Annotated in this window: 10 protein-coding genes and 1 pseudogene; 4 read left to right on the forward strand and 7 right to left on the reverse strand. The window is 46.4% G+C overall.

Translation table 11 applies throughout. The annotated features are described in order from the left end of the window. Positions 1-16 precede the first annotated feature (16 nt). The 7 genes and pseudogenes from GGD38_RS36360 to GGD38_RS36390 form a co-directional block, all read right to left on the reverse strand. The gene (locus tag GGD38_RS36360) at positions 17-3,103 is read right to left on the reverse strand and encodes a SusC/RagA family TonB-linked outer membrane protein (RefSeq protein ID WP_375301044.1); all 3,087 of its coding nucleotides are present in this window, start codon (positions 3,101-3,103) and stop codon (positions 17-19) included. 33 nt (positions 3,104-3,136) lie between these two features. Beyond that, complete coding sequence (locus GGD38_RS36365) at positions 3,137-4,885, reverse strand: RagB/SusD family nutrient uptake outer membrane protein (RefSeq protein ID WP_375301045.1); 1,749 nt, start codon at positions 4,883-4,885, stop codon at positions 3,137-3,139. A gap of 5 nt (positions 4,886-4,890) precedes the next feature. Continuing rightward, positions 4,891-7,785, reverse strand: a complete 2,895-nt coding sequence (locus GGD38_RS36370) for a SusC/RagA family TonB-linked outer membrane protein (protein WP_375303730.1) — start codon at positions 7,783-7,785, stop codon at positions 4,891-4,893. Positions 7,786-7,797: 12 nt separating this feature from the next. Further along, positions 7,798-8,085 (reverse strand): annotated as a pseudogene (locus GGD38_RS36375) (carboxypeptidase-like regulatory domain-containing protein); the annotation flags it as partial. Positions 8,086-8,109: 24 nt separating this feature from the next. Continuing rightward, a complete protein-coding gene (locus GGD38_RS36380; protein WP_375301046.1) occupies positions 8,110-9,114 on the reverse strand; it encodes a DUF4961 domain-containing protein in 1,005 nt (334 codons plus the stop codon). Beyond that, on the reverse strand, positions 9,114-9,536 hold the full coding sequence (locus tag GGD38_RS36385) for a DUF5004 domain-containing protein (RefSeq protein WP_375301047.1): 423 nt from the start codon (positions 9,534-9,536) through the stop codon (positions 9,114-9,116). Before GGD38_RS36385 ends, GGD38_RS36380 begins: the two co-directional genes overlap by 1 nt. A gap of 13 nt (positions 9,537-9,549) precedes the next feature. Then, positions 9,550-11,301: a RagB/SusD family nutrient uptake outer membrane protein gene (locus tag GGD38_RS36390; protein ID WP_375301048.1), complete on the reverse strand. Its 1,752-nt coding sequence runs from the start codon at positions 11,299-11,301 to the stop codon at positions 9,550-9,552. Positions 11,302-11,699: 398 nt separating this feature from the next. Here GGD38_RS36390 and GGD38_RS36395 point away from each other — a divergent pair, with 398 nt between their 5' ends. The 4 genes from GGD38_RS36395 (at position 11,700) to GGD38_RS36410 (ending at position 18,579) form a co-directional block, all read left to right on the forward strand. After that, positions 11,700-12,740 carry a prolipoprotein diacylglyceryl transferase gene (locus GGD38_RS36395; protein ID WP_375301049.1) on the forward strand — a complete coding sequence of 347 codons (1,041 nt, stop codon included), beginning with the start codon at positions 11,700-11,702 and terminating at the stop codon, positions 12,738-12,740. Positions 12,741-12,824: 84 nt separating this feature from the next. Beyond that, positions 12,825-14,282 carry an apolipoprotein N-acyltransferase gene (lnt, locus tag GGD38_RS36400; protein ID WP_375301050.1) on the forward strand — a complete coding sequence of 486 codons (1,458 nt, stop codon included), beginning with the start codon at positions 12,825-12,827 and terminating at the stop codon, positions 14,280-14,282. Then, positions 14,279-16,204, forward strand: coding sequence for a DUF5005 domain-containing protein (locus GGD38_RS36405; protein WP_375301051.1), 1,926 nt, complete (start codon positions 14,279-14,281; stop codon positions 16,202-16,204). The genes lnt and GGD38_RS36405 overlap by 4 nt, the downstream gene beginning before the upstream one ends. A 26-nt stretch (positions 16,205-16,230) precedes the next feature. Then, entirely contained in the window at positions 16,231-18,579 is a 2,349-nt protein-coding gene (locus GGD38_RS36410; RefSeq protein ID WP_375301052.1) for an alpha-L-rhamnosidase C-terminal domain-containing protein, read from the forward strand. Position 18,580 lies beyond the last annotated feature (1 nt).

Here is an 18,580-nt window from a genome sequence, read left to right on the forward strand (position 1 = left end):
CATTCAAAGAGTTTTACTATAATCCTACCTGTAAACCGATATTAATTACGCGTTGCGCCAGGTAGGCATCGCCCGCTGTATTACTGGCTACTTCAGGGTCGGCCTGGTATTTTTTACTTACATTACTCCACGTAACCAGGTTATACGCGCTCAGGTACAGGCGACCGTTATTTATTTTTAACGGTAACCAGCGGTGCGGTATAATATAACTTAACTCCACCGTTTTAAGTCTTATATAGTGGGCATTAATGACCCAAAAATCAGAATTGTAAGCACCGGGGCTATTGATGGTAGTTGGGTTGGTGGTAAGCCTGGGGAATTGGGCAGAACCGGCAGTAGAGGGCGTCCACCGTTTTTGATGCAGCGGTTGAAACTGGCCTTTGAATGGCTCAATGGCTGTACCTGTTAAACCCAAACTATAACCAAACGCTCCCTGAAAAAGCACACTTGCATCAAAACCTTTATAACCGATCTTTATAGGTAAACCAATAGTAGTGTTTGGCAGGTTAGGCCGGCCAATGACGGTAATGTCGTTTTGATCAATAATACCATCTTCATTCAGGTCTTTATATTTAAGATCGCCGGGTTGAATGGCTACAGCGCCTACTGGTTTGGCTACTTTAGGATCGTTTATTTCTTCCTGGCTATAAAATCCCTGGAACAAATAGCCAAGGGGCTGATTAATGGAATGGCCCGTTTCGGCCAGCCAGGGATAACGGGGCGCTGCCTCTGCTTTAAACAATACCTTATTCTTTGCATATGACCATACCAGTCCTACACTATATTGTACGTTCCCAATTTTATCGTGATAGTTAAATGTTTCTTCCCAGCCCCTGTTCACTGTAATACCCACGTTGGTTGGCGAAACACCTATACCTAACACCAACGGGGTGTTGCCGGGCGCCACCAGCTGATCGTACCGCCGTTCGTGAAAATAATCGGCCGATAATGTTATTTTATCATTGAACAGGTTTACATCTAAACCCACATCGTATTTCTTTGCTTTTTCCCAGGTAACATTGTTATTGCCAAGCGCCCCTTCAGATATAGTACCTGCGCCCTGGTTGGTTTGTCCAAAGCTATATCCGCCACCCTGGTTGTAGATCTGGTTGTAGAGGTATTGTTCGCCCGGCGCCACATCGGAACCCACCAAACCATAGGTGGCGCGCAACTTAAACAAACTTGCAGCGGGAAAAATGTCGCCGAAAAATTCTTCTTTGGCAACGTTCCAGCCAATGCCCACGGCGGGAAAGAAACCATTTCTTTTTTTCGCCTGAAAACGGTCGGAACCATTAAAGGCGCCGTTGAAATCGATCAGGTATTTTTGTTTGTAATCGTACCCCACTTTTAATGAGTACCCGCGATATTTATGCGGCACCTGGCCTACTTTGGGTAACAAACCTGTTGCATCTATATCTATCCGGTAGCTTTCCTGGTTCCATAAAAACAAACCAGAAACATGGTGGTCGGCATCAAACACGCGATCGTAGTTCAGGTAAACCTGTACGTTGGTGCGTTGGTTGTCGAGATCCGTATTTCCCAGTGTTCTATACGTTGCATAGGTATAACCACCACCGCTTACGCCTGTGTTCAGGTGATAGCTTTCATCGCGGGCATTGTACCGGTACGTGGGCGGAAAACCCCTGAACAACGTAAGGTTGTTTTGTTGCACACTGGCATAAGCTATCCGCCCTATAAGCGATAAACCGCGGGTAATATCATCGAGCTTTTCGGTAAAACCTAACAATACGTTATAATCTGTACGGCGATCGCGGCTATACCCCTGCGTTGCCAGCTGTGCATTGATAGTGGGCAACTGGTTTTGCGTATCATATGCATAGGCCCAGCTTCCATCGGGATTAATAACGGGCGCCGAATAAGGATGTATTTTAGAGAAGTCGTAAATGTTGCTGATAACATTCATGGCATAAGGCTGGTTGATGTCGCCAAAGCGCACCGTTGCATCGAGCCGTATACTGAGGTTCTTTGTTGCCTGTATATCAAGATTAGAACGGGCATTGTATCGCCGGTAAAAATAGTTGCTGTTTACATTGTCGGCGTTGGTAGAGAAATTTCTTATGCTGCCGTTTTGGGTAAATACACCCCCTGAAATAAAATACTTTACATGACTGGTACCGCCGGAAATATCGAGGTTACTGTTGACCTGCGTTGAATAGGGCTTGTTGAGGGCCTTATACCAGTTTACATTGGGATGACCATACGGATCGCTGCCGGTTTTAAATGCATCCAGATCAGCCTCATTGAAGATGGGGGTAAGACCGTCGTTCGTATACGCTTCGTTCACCAGTTGTGCCGTTTGATACGAATCTAAAAATTTGGGCGTTCGTACCGGAGCCTGGGCACCGCCTTCCATACGCACATTGAACTTTGGCTTACCTGCTGCACCTCTGCGTGTAGTTACAACCAAAACGCCATTTGCGCCTTTAATGCCATAAATAGCTGTGGTGCTGGCGTCTTTTAAAATAGAAATGCTTTCTATTTCATTTACGTTTATCTGCGCTAATTGTGCATAGGTATATTGAATATCGTCTACAACGATCAGGGGCTGGTTACCCTCGGGGTTTAATGAGCTAACGCCACGAATAAAATAATCGGAAGCATCTTTACCCGGTTGCCCCGAACGCTGCTGGGTAAAAAAGCCGGGCAGTTTTCCTGCCAGTGCATTCTGTACACTGGAAGTTGGTACATCGCGGATCTCATCGGCATTAATAGCGCTTACAGCACCGGTATTGGTTATACGTTTCTTTTTACCAAAACCCACCACTACCAATTCTTCCATACCCTGTACCGATTGTTGCATCACCACTTCCACCTCGTCTTGCTTTTTAACGTTCACTTCCTGTTGCTGGTAATTCAGGTACGAGATCACCAGCACGCCCGATGTACCGCGTAAAACAATTCTGAAATGGCCGCGGCTATCGGCGGCAACGGCATTGCGCGGTTCCTTTTTTTCTGTTATGGTTGCCCCCGCCAATGGGCCATTGGCATCTTTCACCGTACCCGTTATCACTTTATCCTGCGCAAAAGCCAGGCCCGGCAGTAAAAGAACAGCTATTGAAAAAAGAACGAGAAGCTTGTTCATATAAAATAATTAGGTTGTTAGTATTGGTTTGTTTTACCACTGTGGGTTTTGCTGCATTTGGTTGTTCTTTATCACTTCGCTGTAAGGAACAGGATACAAATACATTTGCGGATCGCGGAAAACCGTTTTGAGCACCTGTACAGGATTGTAAAAAAGCTGACCGCCACTTGACAGTTGCAGGTCGAGCCCGCGCAATGGGGCACTGTTATATACCTGTGCTGCTATTTTCCACCGCCTTATGTCCCAATAGCGTTGTTCTTCAAATGCCATTTCAATACGCCGCTCATTTCGAATGAAGTTGCGCATCGCCTGCTGGTGCATACCCTGTGGTACTCCGTACGTGTTACCGGCATCAGTAAGTATGCCTGCTCTTTTGCGTAGTGCGTATAATACGTTGTATACTTCTGATGATGGGCCCGAAAATTCGTTAAGCGCTTCAGCATAATTCAGCAACACGCCTGCATACCGGTAATATACCCAGTCGTGGTAAGTGCCGGAATAAGATGGCGGGTTATTGCTTACGTTTTCAAATGCACCCATGAATTTGCGCATGTAGTATGAGGTCTTTGTTTGTTGAACGGTACCGCCGGGTTTATCGAGCCCACCATTATAAGTTTGTACGCGGCGGTTTAACCATAATGAGCCATTGTGAAATACCGTCAACTCCAACCTGGGATCACGATGAACATATGGATCATTTACATTATAGTGCGCTGCCGCATCGGTGATGGCATAACCGGAATCGGAAGGAAAAGCATCTACCAGGTTTTGGGTGGGACTGGTTGCGCCATTGCCGCCAGCCGAAGTAAACCCAACCGGTGCGTTATTCGATTCAACCCCATTGGCCGGGGTACCGGTTTGCATCCAGCAAATGATCTCGGTGTTTGCGCCAACAGGCGCTGCCTGCGTGGTAAATACGTCGTTGAAGTTGGGCATTAGTTTATAGGCGCCATCATCAATAATGGCTTTAGCGGCATCTGCTGCCAGCTTCCAACGATTAACATCATAATTGGTATAACCGGTTAATGCATTGGCCGGCTCAATATTACCGCCATTGAACAAAGGACTTGCTGCATACAGTAATACTTCTGCTTTTAATGCCATAGCTGCACCCTTTGTAATGCGGCCATAGGTATTGCTGTTAACCATGGCGGCTGTACGCAGACTGTCTTTTATATTATCGCATTCGCTTACTATATAATTTACACACTCGTTAAATGTGTTACGGGGTAATTGTACATTGTCGGTTATCTGGCGAATGGAATCGCCCAGCAGCGGAACGCCACCATAGCGCTTTACTAACTGAAAATACAACCAGGCCCTTAAAAACCGTGCTTCGCTGCGGTAAGCAGCCCTGGCTGGCTGGCCATTGGGCAACTTTTCTATCATAGGCACCCGGTTTATGTATACTATAAATACAGTGGCATTGCGAATGGCCGTATAAAAGCGGGCCCACACATCATCGGCATTTGTTTGGGTGGCTGAATAGCCGCCGGTTGATATTGTTTGTACGGCGGGAATACCCGATGCAGATGCCACCGCATCATCAGAAGCCGCATCGAGATAGTTACCGCCAATTCTGTTATGACCGTTATAAAAAGTTTGCTGGTAAGTAGTAAGCAGGTAGGTCATAGCCTGCTTGCCCAACGAATCGCGCGGATCAAAAGCAAGGTCGAGCGTTATTTGCTGTCCTAAAGGAACCGTTTCATACGTTTTGCGGCAGGCACTAAACAGGCAGCCAACAAAACAAAGTACAATCGTTATATAAAGAAATTGCTTCATGTTGGTTACAGTTTTACAGTGATACCGGTATTGATAACTTTTTGCATGGGATAATTGGGGAATGGCACCTCAGGGTCTACGCCTTTATAGCCTGCATGTGTGAACAGGTTTTGCGCATTGGCAAAAACTTTTATTCCCCGCAGTTTTATTTTTCTTATCCAGGTATAAGGAAGGTTATAACCTATAGCCACATTCTTTATGCGTATGTAATTGCCATTGCGCAGGAAATACGAGCTGCCTATATATAAGGGCGAATAATTGTAGCCGCTGCCGCCGGCAGTTAACCTGGGATAGGTAGCTGTTGTTGTGGTCTCCGGGATCCAGCGACCCAGTGCCTGTTCATACGCCTGCGAATAACCGTTGTTCTGTCCCTGAAAACCGGCGTCGGTATAGTTGTTGCCAACATATTGTTCGCGGTTGGCAACACCTTGCAGCAATATACTGGCCTCAATGCCTTTATAGTTTATTCCTGCCGTTAATCCATAATAGATCATCGGCCGTTCTTTGCCCATGGGCGCTACATCGAACTGATCAATAACATGGTCTTCATTCAGGTCTTTATACCTGATGTCGCCGGCATGTGGCGTATAACCTGCAATAGTAGCCGCGGTAGTGGCTTCTGTGCCGGTTTGAAAAAGCCCGTCGGCCATTAAACCGTATCGTTGCCCAACAGGATGGCCGGTGCGTACATTCCATGAATAAGGCTGGAATTGCTCATCCATAAAGATCACTTTTGATTGTTGCATGGAAGCATTGCCTGTGAAAAAGTAGTTGAGGCTGCCAATACGGTGCTGCCAGGTAAGTGTTAATTCGGCGCCGTGATATAAATTAATGCCAATATTTTCTACCGGCCACTGTGAGCCAATGAGCGCAATACTGCGTCCCCGGGTTTGCATTACATCAAAATAACGTTCGTGATAATAGTCGGCCGTAATCAATAGCCGGTTATTGAGAAAGGCCATGTCGACCCCCGCATTCAGCTTATCGGCTTTTTCCCAGGTGGCGCTTACATTGGCCAATACCTGGCTGCCGGGCACACCTTGTTCGCCCAAACCAGCGCCATTGGGATAATTGCTGCCAATGGGATAAGTACCTGCTACCTGGCTAAAATACTGTCGCCAGATATAATAACCATAAATGTCTACATTGGCATTACCGGTACGGCCATAAGTAACGCGCCATTTTAATTGGTTTAACCAGTTGGATGAAGACTGCATCCAGTTTTCTTTGGCCATATTCCAACCTATGCCACCGGCATAAAAAAGTCCGTATTGGTTACCGGGTGCATAACGGTTATATCCACTATAATTAATGGCGCCTTCTGCAAAATATTTTTCCGCATAGTTATAAGAAGCCTTTGCTGCAAAATTGGTAAGCGATGAAGGAATATCGTAATTCAACAGCACATTCTTTTGATCGAACAATAGCATGCCCCCCACATTGTGATGTCCAAACTGGCGGTTATAACCTGTTGACAATTGCACAAAGCGATACCTTGCCCAGGAAGTGCTGGTGAAATTGTTTACCTGGTTAACGGTACTGCCATAGCGGTGATAGGCAGTATCGCCACCCGCTGAAATGGTTTGCGAAAACACCGGCGCCTGTTTGCTGCGGTCCTGATTGCTTGCTTCCTGCACCGATACATTGCCTTTTGCTTTTACCCACCAGCCTTTTACCCAGTTATCGAGTTTGTAACTAAGGTCAAGGTTTACCATTACATCGCGCAGGTGATCGGTCATATAACCACTGGCAATGGTTTGTGCCAATAAATTGGTGGTGTAGTTAGAAGTACCGCCAAACGATTTATCGGCATTGTAAACCGGGTAGGCGTTGTTGGGTGTGGTGAGCAAACCTTGTAAAATGCCGGCGGTACCAGCACCGGGTTGCGTACCATCCTGTAAACGCCCGAAGAGCTGCAAGCCTACATTGAAATTTTTATTGACGTCTATGTCGATCCTTGAATTGATCATATACCGTTTCAATTGCGCATTCGTGTTGTAGGAATTGGCATCGGAGGTTACGAACAGGCCGTTCTGGTTCATATAATTTAAACCAACAACATAGCGGGCAGTGGCGCCACCGCCGGTAACATGCAGGTTATACCGGTTAAGGCTTGCATGGTTGCGCAAAATGGTATTATACCAGTTTACATCGGGGTGCCCTGCCGGATCACTATTGTTGCGATATGCAGCAAAATCGGCGGCAGTGTATGCAGGTGATTTGTTATCGTTGAGCAATGCTTCGTTAAGCAGGTAAGCGTACTGGTAAGCAGGTAATGGTTTGGGCAATTGCAAAGGCGTTTGCACGCCGGTTTCTGCAGTAAAGGAAACGCGGGGCGCACCAACAACGGGTTGTTTGGTTGTAACTATCAACGCACCACGTGCGCTGTTCTGCCCCAATAAAATGGTGCTAAGCGCATCTTTTAATACGCTTACCGAACTAATGCTTTCGGGGTCTAACGAATAAAACTCGCGTTGTACACCGTCGATAACCATTATAGGGTTCTGGCCCAAACTGGCGTTATGACCTCTTAACTGAATATTGAACTCTGTATTATCTGTAGGCCCTGCCCCGCTGTTATTGTTGGGAATATTACCTACAAAAATATCGCGCGAGGTTAAGCTACCGGTTAAAGGCTGATAAAAACCACTGGTTTGTATCACATTCAAACCGGCCAGTCTGCCGGGTAACGCGTAGGTGTAAGAAGAAGCGGGTGTGGTGTTTATTTCATTTGACCCAACGGTTGCAATACTGCCTAAAAAAGAAGTGGCGTTTGTTGTACCATACAATACATTTAGTGCAGGCACTGATCTGTTGGGTATATAAATGGTATCACCAGCGGGTGTTACGGTGTTATGCGGGCCAGGTGTTTGGGCCAGGTACCGGTTGTGCAAACGCACGTACAGCTGCCGGTTGTTTTTTGCTTTTATTTCGGTTGTATTATAGCCCGGGAATTCAACAACGAGCATGGCGCCGGGTGTGGCCGCTATTTCAAACCCGCCATCTTTGTTGGTAAGCGGGCCGGTGTTTTCGCCTTTACGGTGTACGATGGCTCCCTGTACGGGATACCCGTAATCATCGACCACCGTTCCTTTTATGTTTGTTTGCGCCAGGCAGGTATGCGGTAGTGCCATAGCGAACAACAACATCAGCAGCATGCCGCCTGTATGTACAATGTGTTTATATATGGGGTAAACCATAGCGAGTAGTTAAGCAGTTTGTTGTTATTGGCATTTGAATGTGAACGTAAATGGCGTTGCGCCGCCGGCATAGCCCACCTTATTGGCGCCGGCGCCATCGGTGAAATAATAGCGTAGTCCGGTGAGGCGCTGATTGTTTGTAAGGTTGAACAGTTTATGGGGCCAAATGTCTTTTTGCCATTTGTTCAATCCCAATGCCGTCATTTTGGTGTCATCGGTTTGGGTACAAACAACCAGGCTGTCGCCGGTTGCGGTAATACCTGCTATGCAGAGGTATACCTGCGATGCGTTATCCAATGCAGTGGATTGTACGCCGCCGTCGAAGGTCACGGTGATGATATCATTGTCGAGCGAGTTGCGTGGATCTACTGTTGAGATCTGGGGATTACAAAAGTCAATGAGATCGCCCTGGCCATTCACCCTAAAACAATTGGCGAATGAAGCCGCATAGCGATCGCTGCTGCTCAGCCCATCGGTACTGTTGGCAACGCAAAAGCCCGGTTTGAACAGCAGGTTATCGGTACTTGTTTTGATCTTTATACTAACGGTAGCGTGTATGGTGGCATTGGCTACTACCGAATAGCTGGTATTTGAATAAAACGCTACCCACTCATAGTCGGGCAACAGGTTGCCGCCATTGCCTATTTTATTGGCAAGCAGCGTAGGCCAGTCGAGCCCCCCGCCCTGCGGCGCCGGTGATCCTGCAGGTATAACCGACATGCCCTGGTCGCCCGAAGTAATATCGCTGGTAAAGGTGATGGTTGCATTTTGCGCCACCTTCCATACTTTGGGTACCAGTACCGCTACCATAAAATTGGAAGTTTGGTTGTCATTTGTTTCAATGGTTACGTTTAGGGTTACCGGCAGTATTTCGCCACCGTTCACACTCGATGGCATTACTACATTATTAATGGTAATGGAACAACTGGCAATGATCAGTAATAGCAGGGCACCCACTATCTTCCAAATAACACCGGCTGTTATTTTTCGCTTACCCTTTGGTTTATGTTGTTTGGGAAGTTCTTGCATTAGTTTGCTTTTTGAAGGGTGTATTGATAGGTGTTTGCACTACAGCCCGGACTAAACGTGATTATAAGGTTACGTTGCCCGCCGGTTACAGGGAACAGTAAGGGAGAAGTTTTTGCGCTGCTGTCTGTAGCCTGAAAGCTGAGGGTAAAGGGATAGGTTGGATCATCAAAGGCCCATTTGCCACTGCGGTTTACAATAAAGGGCACCAGGCTGTCGATGGTATAGGTGCTATCGGTAAAACGAATTCTAAACTGCGAGAAGTTGAACCGCATGGTAAGATCGGTACCGTTGCGGGTGGCTTTAATGATCTGCCAGCTTCCCGAAAGATCTTTAGCCGGTTCCAATGGTGCAATAAGCAATTCGGGTTTACAGGCAAAAAATAACAGGGAACACAGTATTGGCAATACAAGTATTTTTTTCATATGATTATCGCTGTTAGTATAATGGGTTCTGTAGCAATTCGGGCGATTTGGCTATTTCTGATAGCGGTAGCGGCCACAGGTACATGGCTTTTGTAAAATTGTGTTTTCGTACGTTGAAAGGTTTGTACACAACACCGGGGCCGCGGTTCACTTCCATTCCATGCATCAACTGATTTTCGGTTTGTTCGGCCAGCATCCAGCGGCGTACATCCCAAAAACGAAACCCTTCAAAAGCCAGTTCCAATCTTCTTTCTTTTTGAATAAGGGCGCGCATCTGATCGCGGTTCAACCCCGGTGGCAATTGCCAGGGGCGCAAACCGGCCCGTTGCCTGATGGCCTCCATGGATTGATATACTTCTGCTGTTGGGCCATATGCTTCGTTGGCAGCTTCGGCAAAATTCAATACTACTTCTGCATAGCGAATAAGCGGCAGCACCCGGGTGGTGTTACCTACACTATTGTTGATCACATTGGGGTCAACCATTTTATAGATGTATAACCCGGTGGGCGTGCCTTTGTACACTGCATCGCCGCTCGATGCCACTGCTGGTGTAACCGATGTATTGATGTATAATTGAATTGGTGAAGGCTGGTTGGTGCCAAAGGTTACCCGCAGCGTTGAATCGTGCATGATAGTATAACCCAGGCGCGGATCACGATTTTGATATGGGTTGTTGGGATCGTATCCCGAAGCAGGATCGGTAATGTTTAAGCCGTTACTCATAGGAAAGGCATCAACTATTTCCTGGTATGGGTAAGAACCACCCGAACCGCCACGGGAAGGCACATCCCACAGCGACTCCAGGTATTTGTTATCGCCCATCATACGGTTGAGGATATACTCGGTATTATAGCGTTTGGTGAACAGCGACTGAAACCCAAAACCCAACTCACCGGGTTTTGAAGTACTGTCAACCACCAACTGGTAAGCATTCAGCGCAATGACCGCTTTGGCTGCATCGGCTGCCAGCTTCCAGCGATTGGCATCGGCATCGGGGTAGGCAACAAGCGCAGCAAGCTCGGCATTGCCGCCGGCTAACCCGCCATTATTGAACAGCGGGCTTGCGGCAAACAGTAACACCCGGGCTTTAACTGCCATGCAGGCTCCTTTGCTGGCCCGGCCATATTGTGCACCACTCCACGTAACCGGTAGTACAGCGCCGGCCTCATCCAACTCGGTCAATACATAGTTTACACATTCGCGCCAGGTGTTACGTTTTACCTCTATTTTATCGGCTGTTGCATAAATGGTATCGCCAATTAACGGCACACCGCCATAGTGTTGCATCAGCATGGTATAGTACCAGGCACGGAGAAAACGGGCCTCTGCTTTTACCTGTATTTTTAAGGCGCTGTTGAATGGTATTACAGGTATGTGTTTCAGGAACTGGTTAACCGCCCGAATATTGGTATAACAAATTTTCCAGGCATCGTTAGGAACAATGGCCGGGTTAACCGAGCCGGTGGCAAATTGTATAAAGCCATTGGTGCTGGCTGCATTGGGGCCTTCTGCTTCATCGCAGGCCGCTTCCAACCCGCCGGCCCAATTAGCGCCAAGTTGTGTAAACCGGCGCGGGTCTGTTGCAAAGCCTATGTTTACATAAATATTGTTCAGGAACTGCATGGCGTTTGAGCTGTCGGCGAAGGTGGTAGTTTCATCCAGGCTGGAGGTTACCGTTTGATCGAGAAAACTCGTTTTCTTACAGGACGAAAGAACAGCCACCAACCCGAAAAACAGCAGCGCTGATATCGCAAGTTTTTTCATTATTTAACACGTTTAGGCACTTCGTATGGTAAAATTGTACAGGTTTTTAGGCCGGTTTTGTATAAAGAATTTTTTAGATCAGGTAGAAATGGGCCCGTCGGAAGCTGTTAATTTGGTCGCCGGAGTAAAAAAATGATGCGGAAGGCATGACGCGGTAAGATGCGTGACAGACAGTTGAAAAAGGTAATTTTGATTGCATCCCCGGGCGTGTAAGAATGACGGTTGTAATCTCATATACAAGCAATTAGCGTTTAAATATTAAAGTGATGCGATGTTTTTAATGCTAACTTTGGTAAAAAGGCAAATCGTTATTGCAAGATTAAATGTAGAAAGAAAAAGCATTTTTTATATACTTTTCTGCCTGAGTGAAAATGGTGTATGTTATAATAGTATAAGTGATGAACCCTTTCGGACTGTTCCTTTTACTGGGTTTTGCGGCTGCTTACCTTACTTTCAGGTTCGAATACCGGCGAAATGAGGCTGAGGGCGTTATTCACCCATTTAAAGGGCCGAAGCAGGTAGTGCATCCATTGCTGTGGGCATTGTTAGGCTTAGTGGCCGGCGCCAAATTGGTTTACTGGTGGCTGCATCGTCATCAATATATAGGTACACCGCAGGATTTTATTTTTTCACTACGTGGTAACCTGGTGGCGGGTTTACTGGCAGCAATAGTAGCCGGGCTAATAGCAAAACGCCAATCACCACGCGGCACTGCAGCTGAAGTAATGCATCCTTATCAGTTAATGGACTATCTGTTGCTCTATTGCGGTTTGTTTGGTTTTGCCGGGGCCATTCTTTTTGCCAAACTGGAAGATGTTGCTGCACATGGGCTAATCTTTTCTTTCAACGGACTTAATTACTATGGCGGCCTCATTGCAGGGTCGCTTACTTTTTTATACATCAACAAACGCTATGGTATTAAAACTGCAATTGCTGCGGATATCGGCAGCTGCGGTATGATGCTGGCGTATGCGGTTGGAAGAATTGGATGTCATGTTGCAGGTGATGGCGATTGGGGTATTGTTAATGACCAACCCAGGCCGGGCTGGTTGCCGCAATGGTTATGGGCATCGCACTATCCACATAACAGTGTGCATCAGGGTATTTATATTCCTGGCTGCAATGGTAATAATTGCACGGTGCTACCGTTGCCCGTGTACCCTACCCCATTATACGAGGCTGTTATTTGCTTTGGCCTGTTCTTATTGTTGTGGAAGCTGCGCCGCTCCATAAAAACTTCAGGAATTCTTTTTGCATATTTTGCCATCCTAAACGGTGCTGAACGTTTTGCAATAGAATTTATCCGCGTTAATCCACGCTACACAATTGGTTACTGGAATGTAAGCCAGGCACAGGTTATTGCCTTGGGTTGGATGTTTACCGGCTTTATTGTTCTCCTGCTTTCTTCGCGCAAAAAGAATAATATTATTTTACCATAGCGCAAATTGGGGCCGACAAAAAAGTATTTAAATCAAGTTTAAGCACTTACTTTTAGTGTATACTTCACTGCTGATTGCCTGCATATGAATCGTTATACACCAATAGTGGGAGCCATTGCTTCGGGCTTATGCCTGTTTATAGCTATGCAACACACGGTGGTTTTTCTTGCATGGCTGGCGTTAGTTCCGGTCTTCATTCTACTGTTTAATGGTTCGGGCTTTACACCTTTTCGTGCTGGTATTATTATGGGCGCCACCCTTGCCTGCTGTGCCTTTGCCTGGATGATCACCGGCGTACAGGCGTTCACCGGTTTATCTGTTGGGTACGGTGTTGGGCTTTTTCTTTTATGTGTAATGCTTTTTTCCCTCGGTTGCGCCGGGGTGTTATGGCTGGCGTTTCGCATTCCCAATCCATTATATATTGCTGCGGTATGGACACTTGCAGAAATTGTGTTGCAATGGGCGGCAAGTGGTTTGCCCTGGTTTCTTTTTCATGCAGGCAATGCCGTTTCGGCCAACCTGTATGCCATTCAGCCGGCAGCTGTCATAGGTGTTGCCGGTATTAGTTTTATTATAGTATGGGTAAATGCGCTTATTGCAAAGGCCATTGCCAATGGCCGCTACAAACAATTATTGTTTCCCGGTTCTATAGTAGTTGGCTATATATGTTGGGGCTGGTTATCATTGGTTTTATTTGAACGCACAAATAACGTTGCTCAACAGCCCGGTTTTAAACTCGCCATATTACAACAAAATATTCCGCCTGAGCTACAGTGGGACGAAGCTAATGGCAATGCCCTGGCGAATCAATTGCTGCAACAGGAACGCCAATGCATTGCAAAGCATCCTAACCTCATATTGTGGTCTGAATCGGTTATACCCTGGACGTACGCTCCTAACGACGACCTGGTTAAAGAACTGCTGCGTAATTCCAATGCTGCCAATATTTCGCATGTACTGGGTATGAACACTGCAATTACAAATGATGTAGTTTGTAACTCGGCCTATTGTTTATTACCCGGTGGTAAGTTGGCCGGCCGGTACGATAAAAGAACGCCATTGTTGTTTATAGAACAATGCTGGCAGGGTTTACTGCTGCCCTTTGTTTCAGCCAATGGTTATTCGGTATTACCCGGCAGCAACAATTTACCGCTATCAACCCCTTATGGCAAAGCGGGTATCCTTATTTGTAATGAATCGGCGCTGCCGGCTGCTGCAGCTTCTACAGTAAAGCAGGGCGCTCAATTTCTGTTGAATCTCAGTAATGATGGCTGGTTCAGTAATACCTGGCTTGTAAACAGTCATTTTTATAATGCCCGCTTGCGCGCCGTGGAAACCCGTAAAGATGTTGCCATTAACAGTAATAATGGAAGATGCGGTTTAATAAGCGCTTCGGGCCGCATTACAGAAGAAGACCTTGTTACCATTCGCCCCAATGCGGTTCAAGCCATTGCTGTACTTTATACTTTTCTGCCCGCCTGCATTTGTGTTTGCATTGTACTCGCTATCATTATCATAAACCAGAAAACCAAATTAACATGAGAACAAAACGATTACTTGCACTATGTATAATTTTATTTGTCACCAGCAGCCATGTTGTTGCCAGCTTTAGCCAGGCGCACTGGCGCTGGCGTAAAGACAATGCTTCTGAAAAAAACGCCACCTGGTTAAGTCCGCAGGATTTTCCTGCTACCCTTCCCTTTGTGGCAGGTGTACCGTTGCGTCTCCGGATGGAAGTATATAACAGTCTTACCAATACGGAAATAGGTATAGTTAACCTGCAATACCAACGCGGTTCGGGCGCCTGGACCACTATTAATAATACCAGCACGGGACATGATTTTGTAATGGCCGGTTCAAGCCCTTATATTACCGACAAACAGCCAACTACTACTCAAATACGGGATGATGGCGCCGGAACTTTTGTTGGCGGCAAGGTGCTGGTAAGTACCTGGCAATTCCCCGATACTATAAACGCAGGTAATAAAAAGGAATATGAATGGTGTATAAAACCAACAACCAATTTATCAAAGGACAGTACCTATCAATTCCGGTTATTATTTACCGGTACTCAGGATGCATTGGGTTATGTTTCACCGGTGCCCATTATGATGTACCGAGCTAATACCACCATTCCTGGTAATGCCGGTATTTATAAAGATCCGCAGGTAACTGCTTTCTTCGATAGGAAAACCGGTTGGATAGCCAGCGATGGGGCGCTTACCATTCCGCTCTCGGATGGGCGCGTGCTGTGGGCCATGAACGATAGTTATATCGATCACCTCGATACCGTGGCGGGTACCATTCCCTGTCTTTTTCAGGTAAGAAATGCCGCGCTTGTGCAGCCGTTGGGCAATTGGAACTGGACGGCTACCAGTACCCGTATTGGTGCCGGACCAGGTATCCCCAGTTTGTTTAAGAACAATACCGACGACAATTACCTGCTATGGCCAACCGGTGGTTATCAGTATGGCGATACCGTGTATGTATATAACAGCAATATCAAAAACTCAAATGAGGGACTGGGTTTTACCAGGGGCGGTAATGATTTTATTGGTAAAATGATAATGCCCGGTCTTAATGTGGTTGGCTACGATGCTCTGCAAAACTTCAATGACATCACTTTTGGCGTGGGTTTTCATACCACTGAGCCGGATAACTACATCTACACCTGGGGTATACAGGGCGCCTTTATCACCAGCAATATTGTGGTGGCGCGTTTTCCAAAAAACAATCCCCGCGCACCATGGTCGTTTTGGAATGGTTCGGCCTGGGATACGTCTATTGCGCATATTGCGCCCATTACCACCGGCGCTTCCAATGGTGTGTACGTGGCCAAAGTGCGTAATAAATATGTAGCGTTGAGCACTGAATTTAGTGTGAGCTGCGATGCAGGTACCCGTATTTATGTAGCCACCAGCAATAATATTACAGGGCCATTCACCAACAGAAAAGTGTTGTATACGATACCTGATAATGAGTTAGGTCATACCCCTTTCTTTTATGCCCCGGCCCTGCATCCTGAATACATCAATGCAAACAACGAAATACTTATTACGTATGATATCAACACTTTTAGTACCTGTGTGCCGCATTGCATCAACAACGGGTTTAATCCCGATTATTATCGTCCGCGCGGTTTAAGAGTGCCGCTGCAGTTGATCGATAGCAGCATTGCATTAACGGGCAGGCAAAATGCATCTCATTCCCGAGGTTGTAGATTATCGGTATTCCCTAACCCGGCCCGCTCCTGCATTACAGCACTGTTGGAAGGTTTCAATGGCCGGCAGGCAAATGTGGTACTGCGTAATACAAGGGGGCAGGTTGTTTATACAAACCGGCTGGCTATAAATAATGCGGCTACAATAACCATCAACTTACCAAATAAGTTACCACATGGTACCTATGTATTGCAGGTGAATAATGAAACCTACAGCCAGGTAACCAAGGTTTTGCTACAATGAACAACTACAAATAATAAATTATACAAATGAAGTTTCTTGTTCCCATCATCACATTAGTAACACTTCTTTTTTACAAGACCGGTAATGCCACTCCCCTGCCTGTTACCTGGAACGCCAGTTGGATAGCTGCACCGGGTGATGATGGACGTGAATATGGTGTATATTATTTTAGAAAACAGATTGAGCTGGCAGCCAGGCCGGCTGGTTTCATAATTCATGTTTCGGCAGACAATCGTTACAAGTTATTTGTAAACGATAGCCTGGTATCACTTGGCCCTGCAAGAGGCGATCTGTACAACTGGAATTATGAAACGGTTGACCTGGCGCCTTACCTGGTTGCCGGAAAAAATATAGTATCGGCCGTGGTATGGAATGAAGCCGACTTCAAACCCGAAGCACAAATGAGTTTTCGCACGGCATTTATTGTACAGGGTAACACGGGTGCCGAGCAAATACTCAATACCAATAATAGCTGGAAATGTAAGCGCGACCTGGCCTATGAACCCATTGCCGGATTTTTTGCCGCCAGCGTTGGCGAGCTGGTCGACAGAAATAAAACCGTTAATCACTGGACAAGCGCCGGCTTTGATGACAGTGCATGGCCTTTTGCCAATAATCTTATTAGCGGGCAGCCCAAAGGTTTATCAGACGGGTTTGGCTGGATGCTGGTGCCCTCTCCATTGCCACCCCGCGAATTAACTTACCAACGTATACCGGTTGTTCGTAAAGCCACGGGTATTACCATTCCGGCAGGTTTCCCTGCCAATAAGACCGCCGTAACCATACCTGCTAATACAACGGCCACTATACTACTCGATCAAACCTATTTAACCAATGCCTATGTAACCCTGCATTTCAGCAAAGGAAAAAATGCAGGTATTTCTTTGCGTTATGCCGAATCGCTGGTGGCTGAATTTACCAGCTATGGCGCCCGGAAGGGAAACCGGAACGAAGTAGAAGGAAAGATCTTTTCGGGCCGTAAAGACAGCCTGGTATCCGACGGAAGTATTGACCAGGTATATACCAACCTCAACTTTCGCACCTTCAGGTATATTCAGTTGCTGGTGCAAACACAAAACGAACCACTTACTATCGATGATCTATACGGAACTTTTACGGGATATCCCTTTCAACAACCGTCACGGTTTGTTACTACTGATACCGGTGTTAGCAAAATATTGGAAATAGGCTGGCGTACGGCGCGTTTAAACGCCTGGGAAACGTATATGGACTGTCCATACTATGAGCAGCTCCAATACATTGGCGATACCCGTATACAGGCCATGATCACGTATTACAACAGTGCCGATAACCGGCTGCCGCGCAATGCCATTGAACTTATGGACCATAGCCGCTTAACAGACGGCGTTACATTGAGCCGGTACCCATCAAAAGGCACGCAGATCATTTCAACCTTTTCGTTATGGTACATTGGCATGTTACACGATTACTGGCTGTACCGTGGCGACAGCTCATTCATAAGTAACAAATTACCGGGCGCAAGGGCCATTCTCGATTTCTTTGGTAAATACCAACAGGCTGATGGTTCATTAAAAAATACACCCTACTGGACGTTTGTAGACTGGGCCAATGGACAAAACTGGTTTGTGGGTTCACCACCCAAAGGAACGGATGGCAGTTCGGCCATTCTCGATCTGCAATTATTATGGGCCTATCAATGGGCTGCCGGTTTGGAAAGCAAATTGGGTTTGAGAAACTATAGTAAATTATATTTGCAAAAAGCTGCACAGTTAAAACAAACCATTCAACGTAAATACTGGAATACTGCCCGTGGGTTGTATGCCGATACCAAAGAGCAAAACAGTTTTTCGCAACATACCAATTCATTGGCCATCCTTACAGGTATGTTAAACAAGGGTGCTATGGCGGCAGTAGCGAAACGCATGTTCACCGATAGCACGCTTACACAATGCACCATCTACTTTAAATATTATTTACACCAGGCAATGGTTAAAGCCGGCTTGGGCGACGGCTATTTGAACTGGTTAGACATTTGGTATAAAAACATAGCCGCAGGCCTCACCACCTGGACGGAGGATAGCAATATTGATTATACGCGAAGCGATTGTCATGCCTGGGGCAGCAGTCCGAATATTGAATTCTTCAGGACCGTGCTGGGCATTGATAGTGATGCGCCCGGGTTTAGTAAAATTAAAATTGAACCACATGTAGGAAAGCTCACCAACGTTGCCGGCGAAATACCCCACCCCAATGGAAAGATTGCAGTAAGCTATCAATTGCAAAATGGCAAATGGACAATAGATATTCATTTGCCGGCGAGAACAACGGGGACGTTGGTGTGGAAGGGGAAAATTTTTGAGTTGAAGGTTGGGGAGAATAGGCTGGTGATATGAA

This window comes from Niastella sp. OAS944 (assembly GCA_024809215.1).
In the GTDB taxonomy this organism is placed as follows: domain Bacteria; phylum Bacteroidota; class Bacteroidia; order Chitinophagales; family Chitinophagaceae; genus Niastella.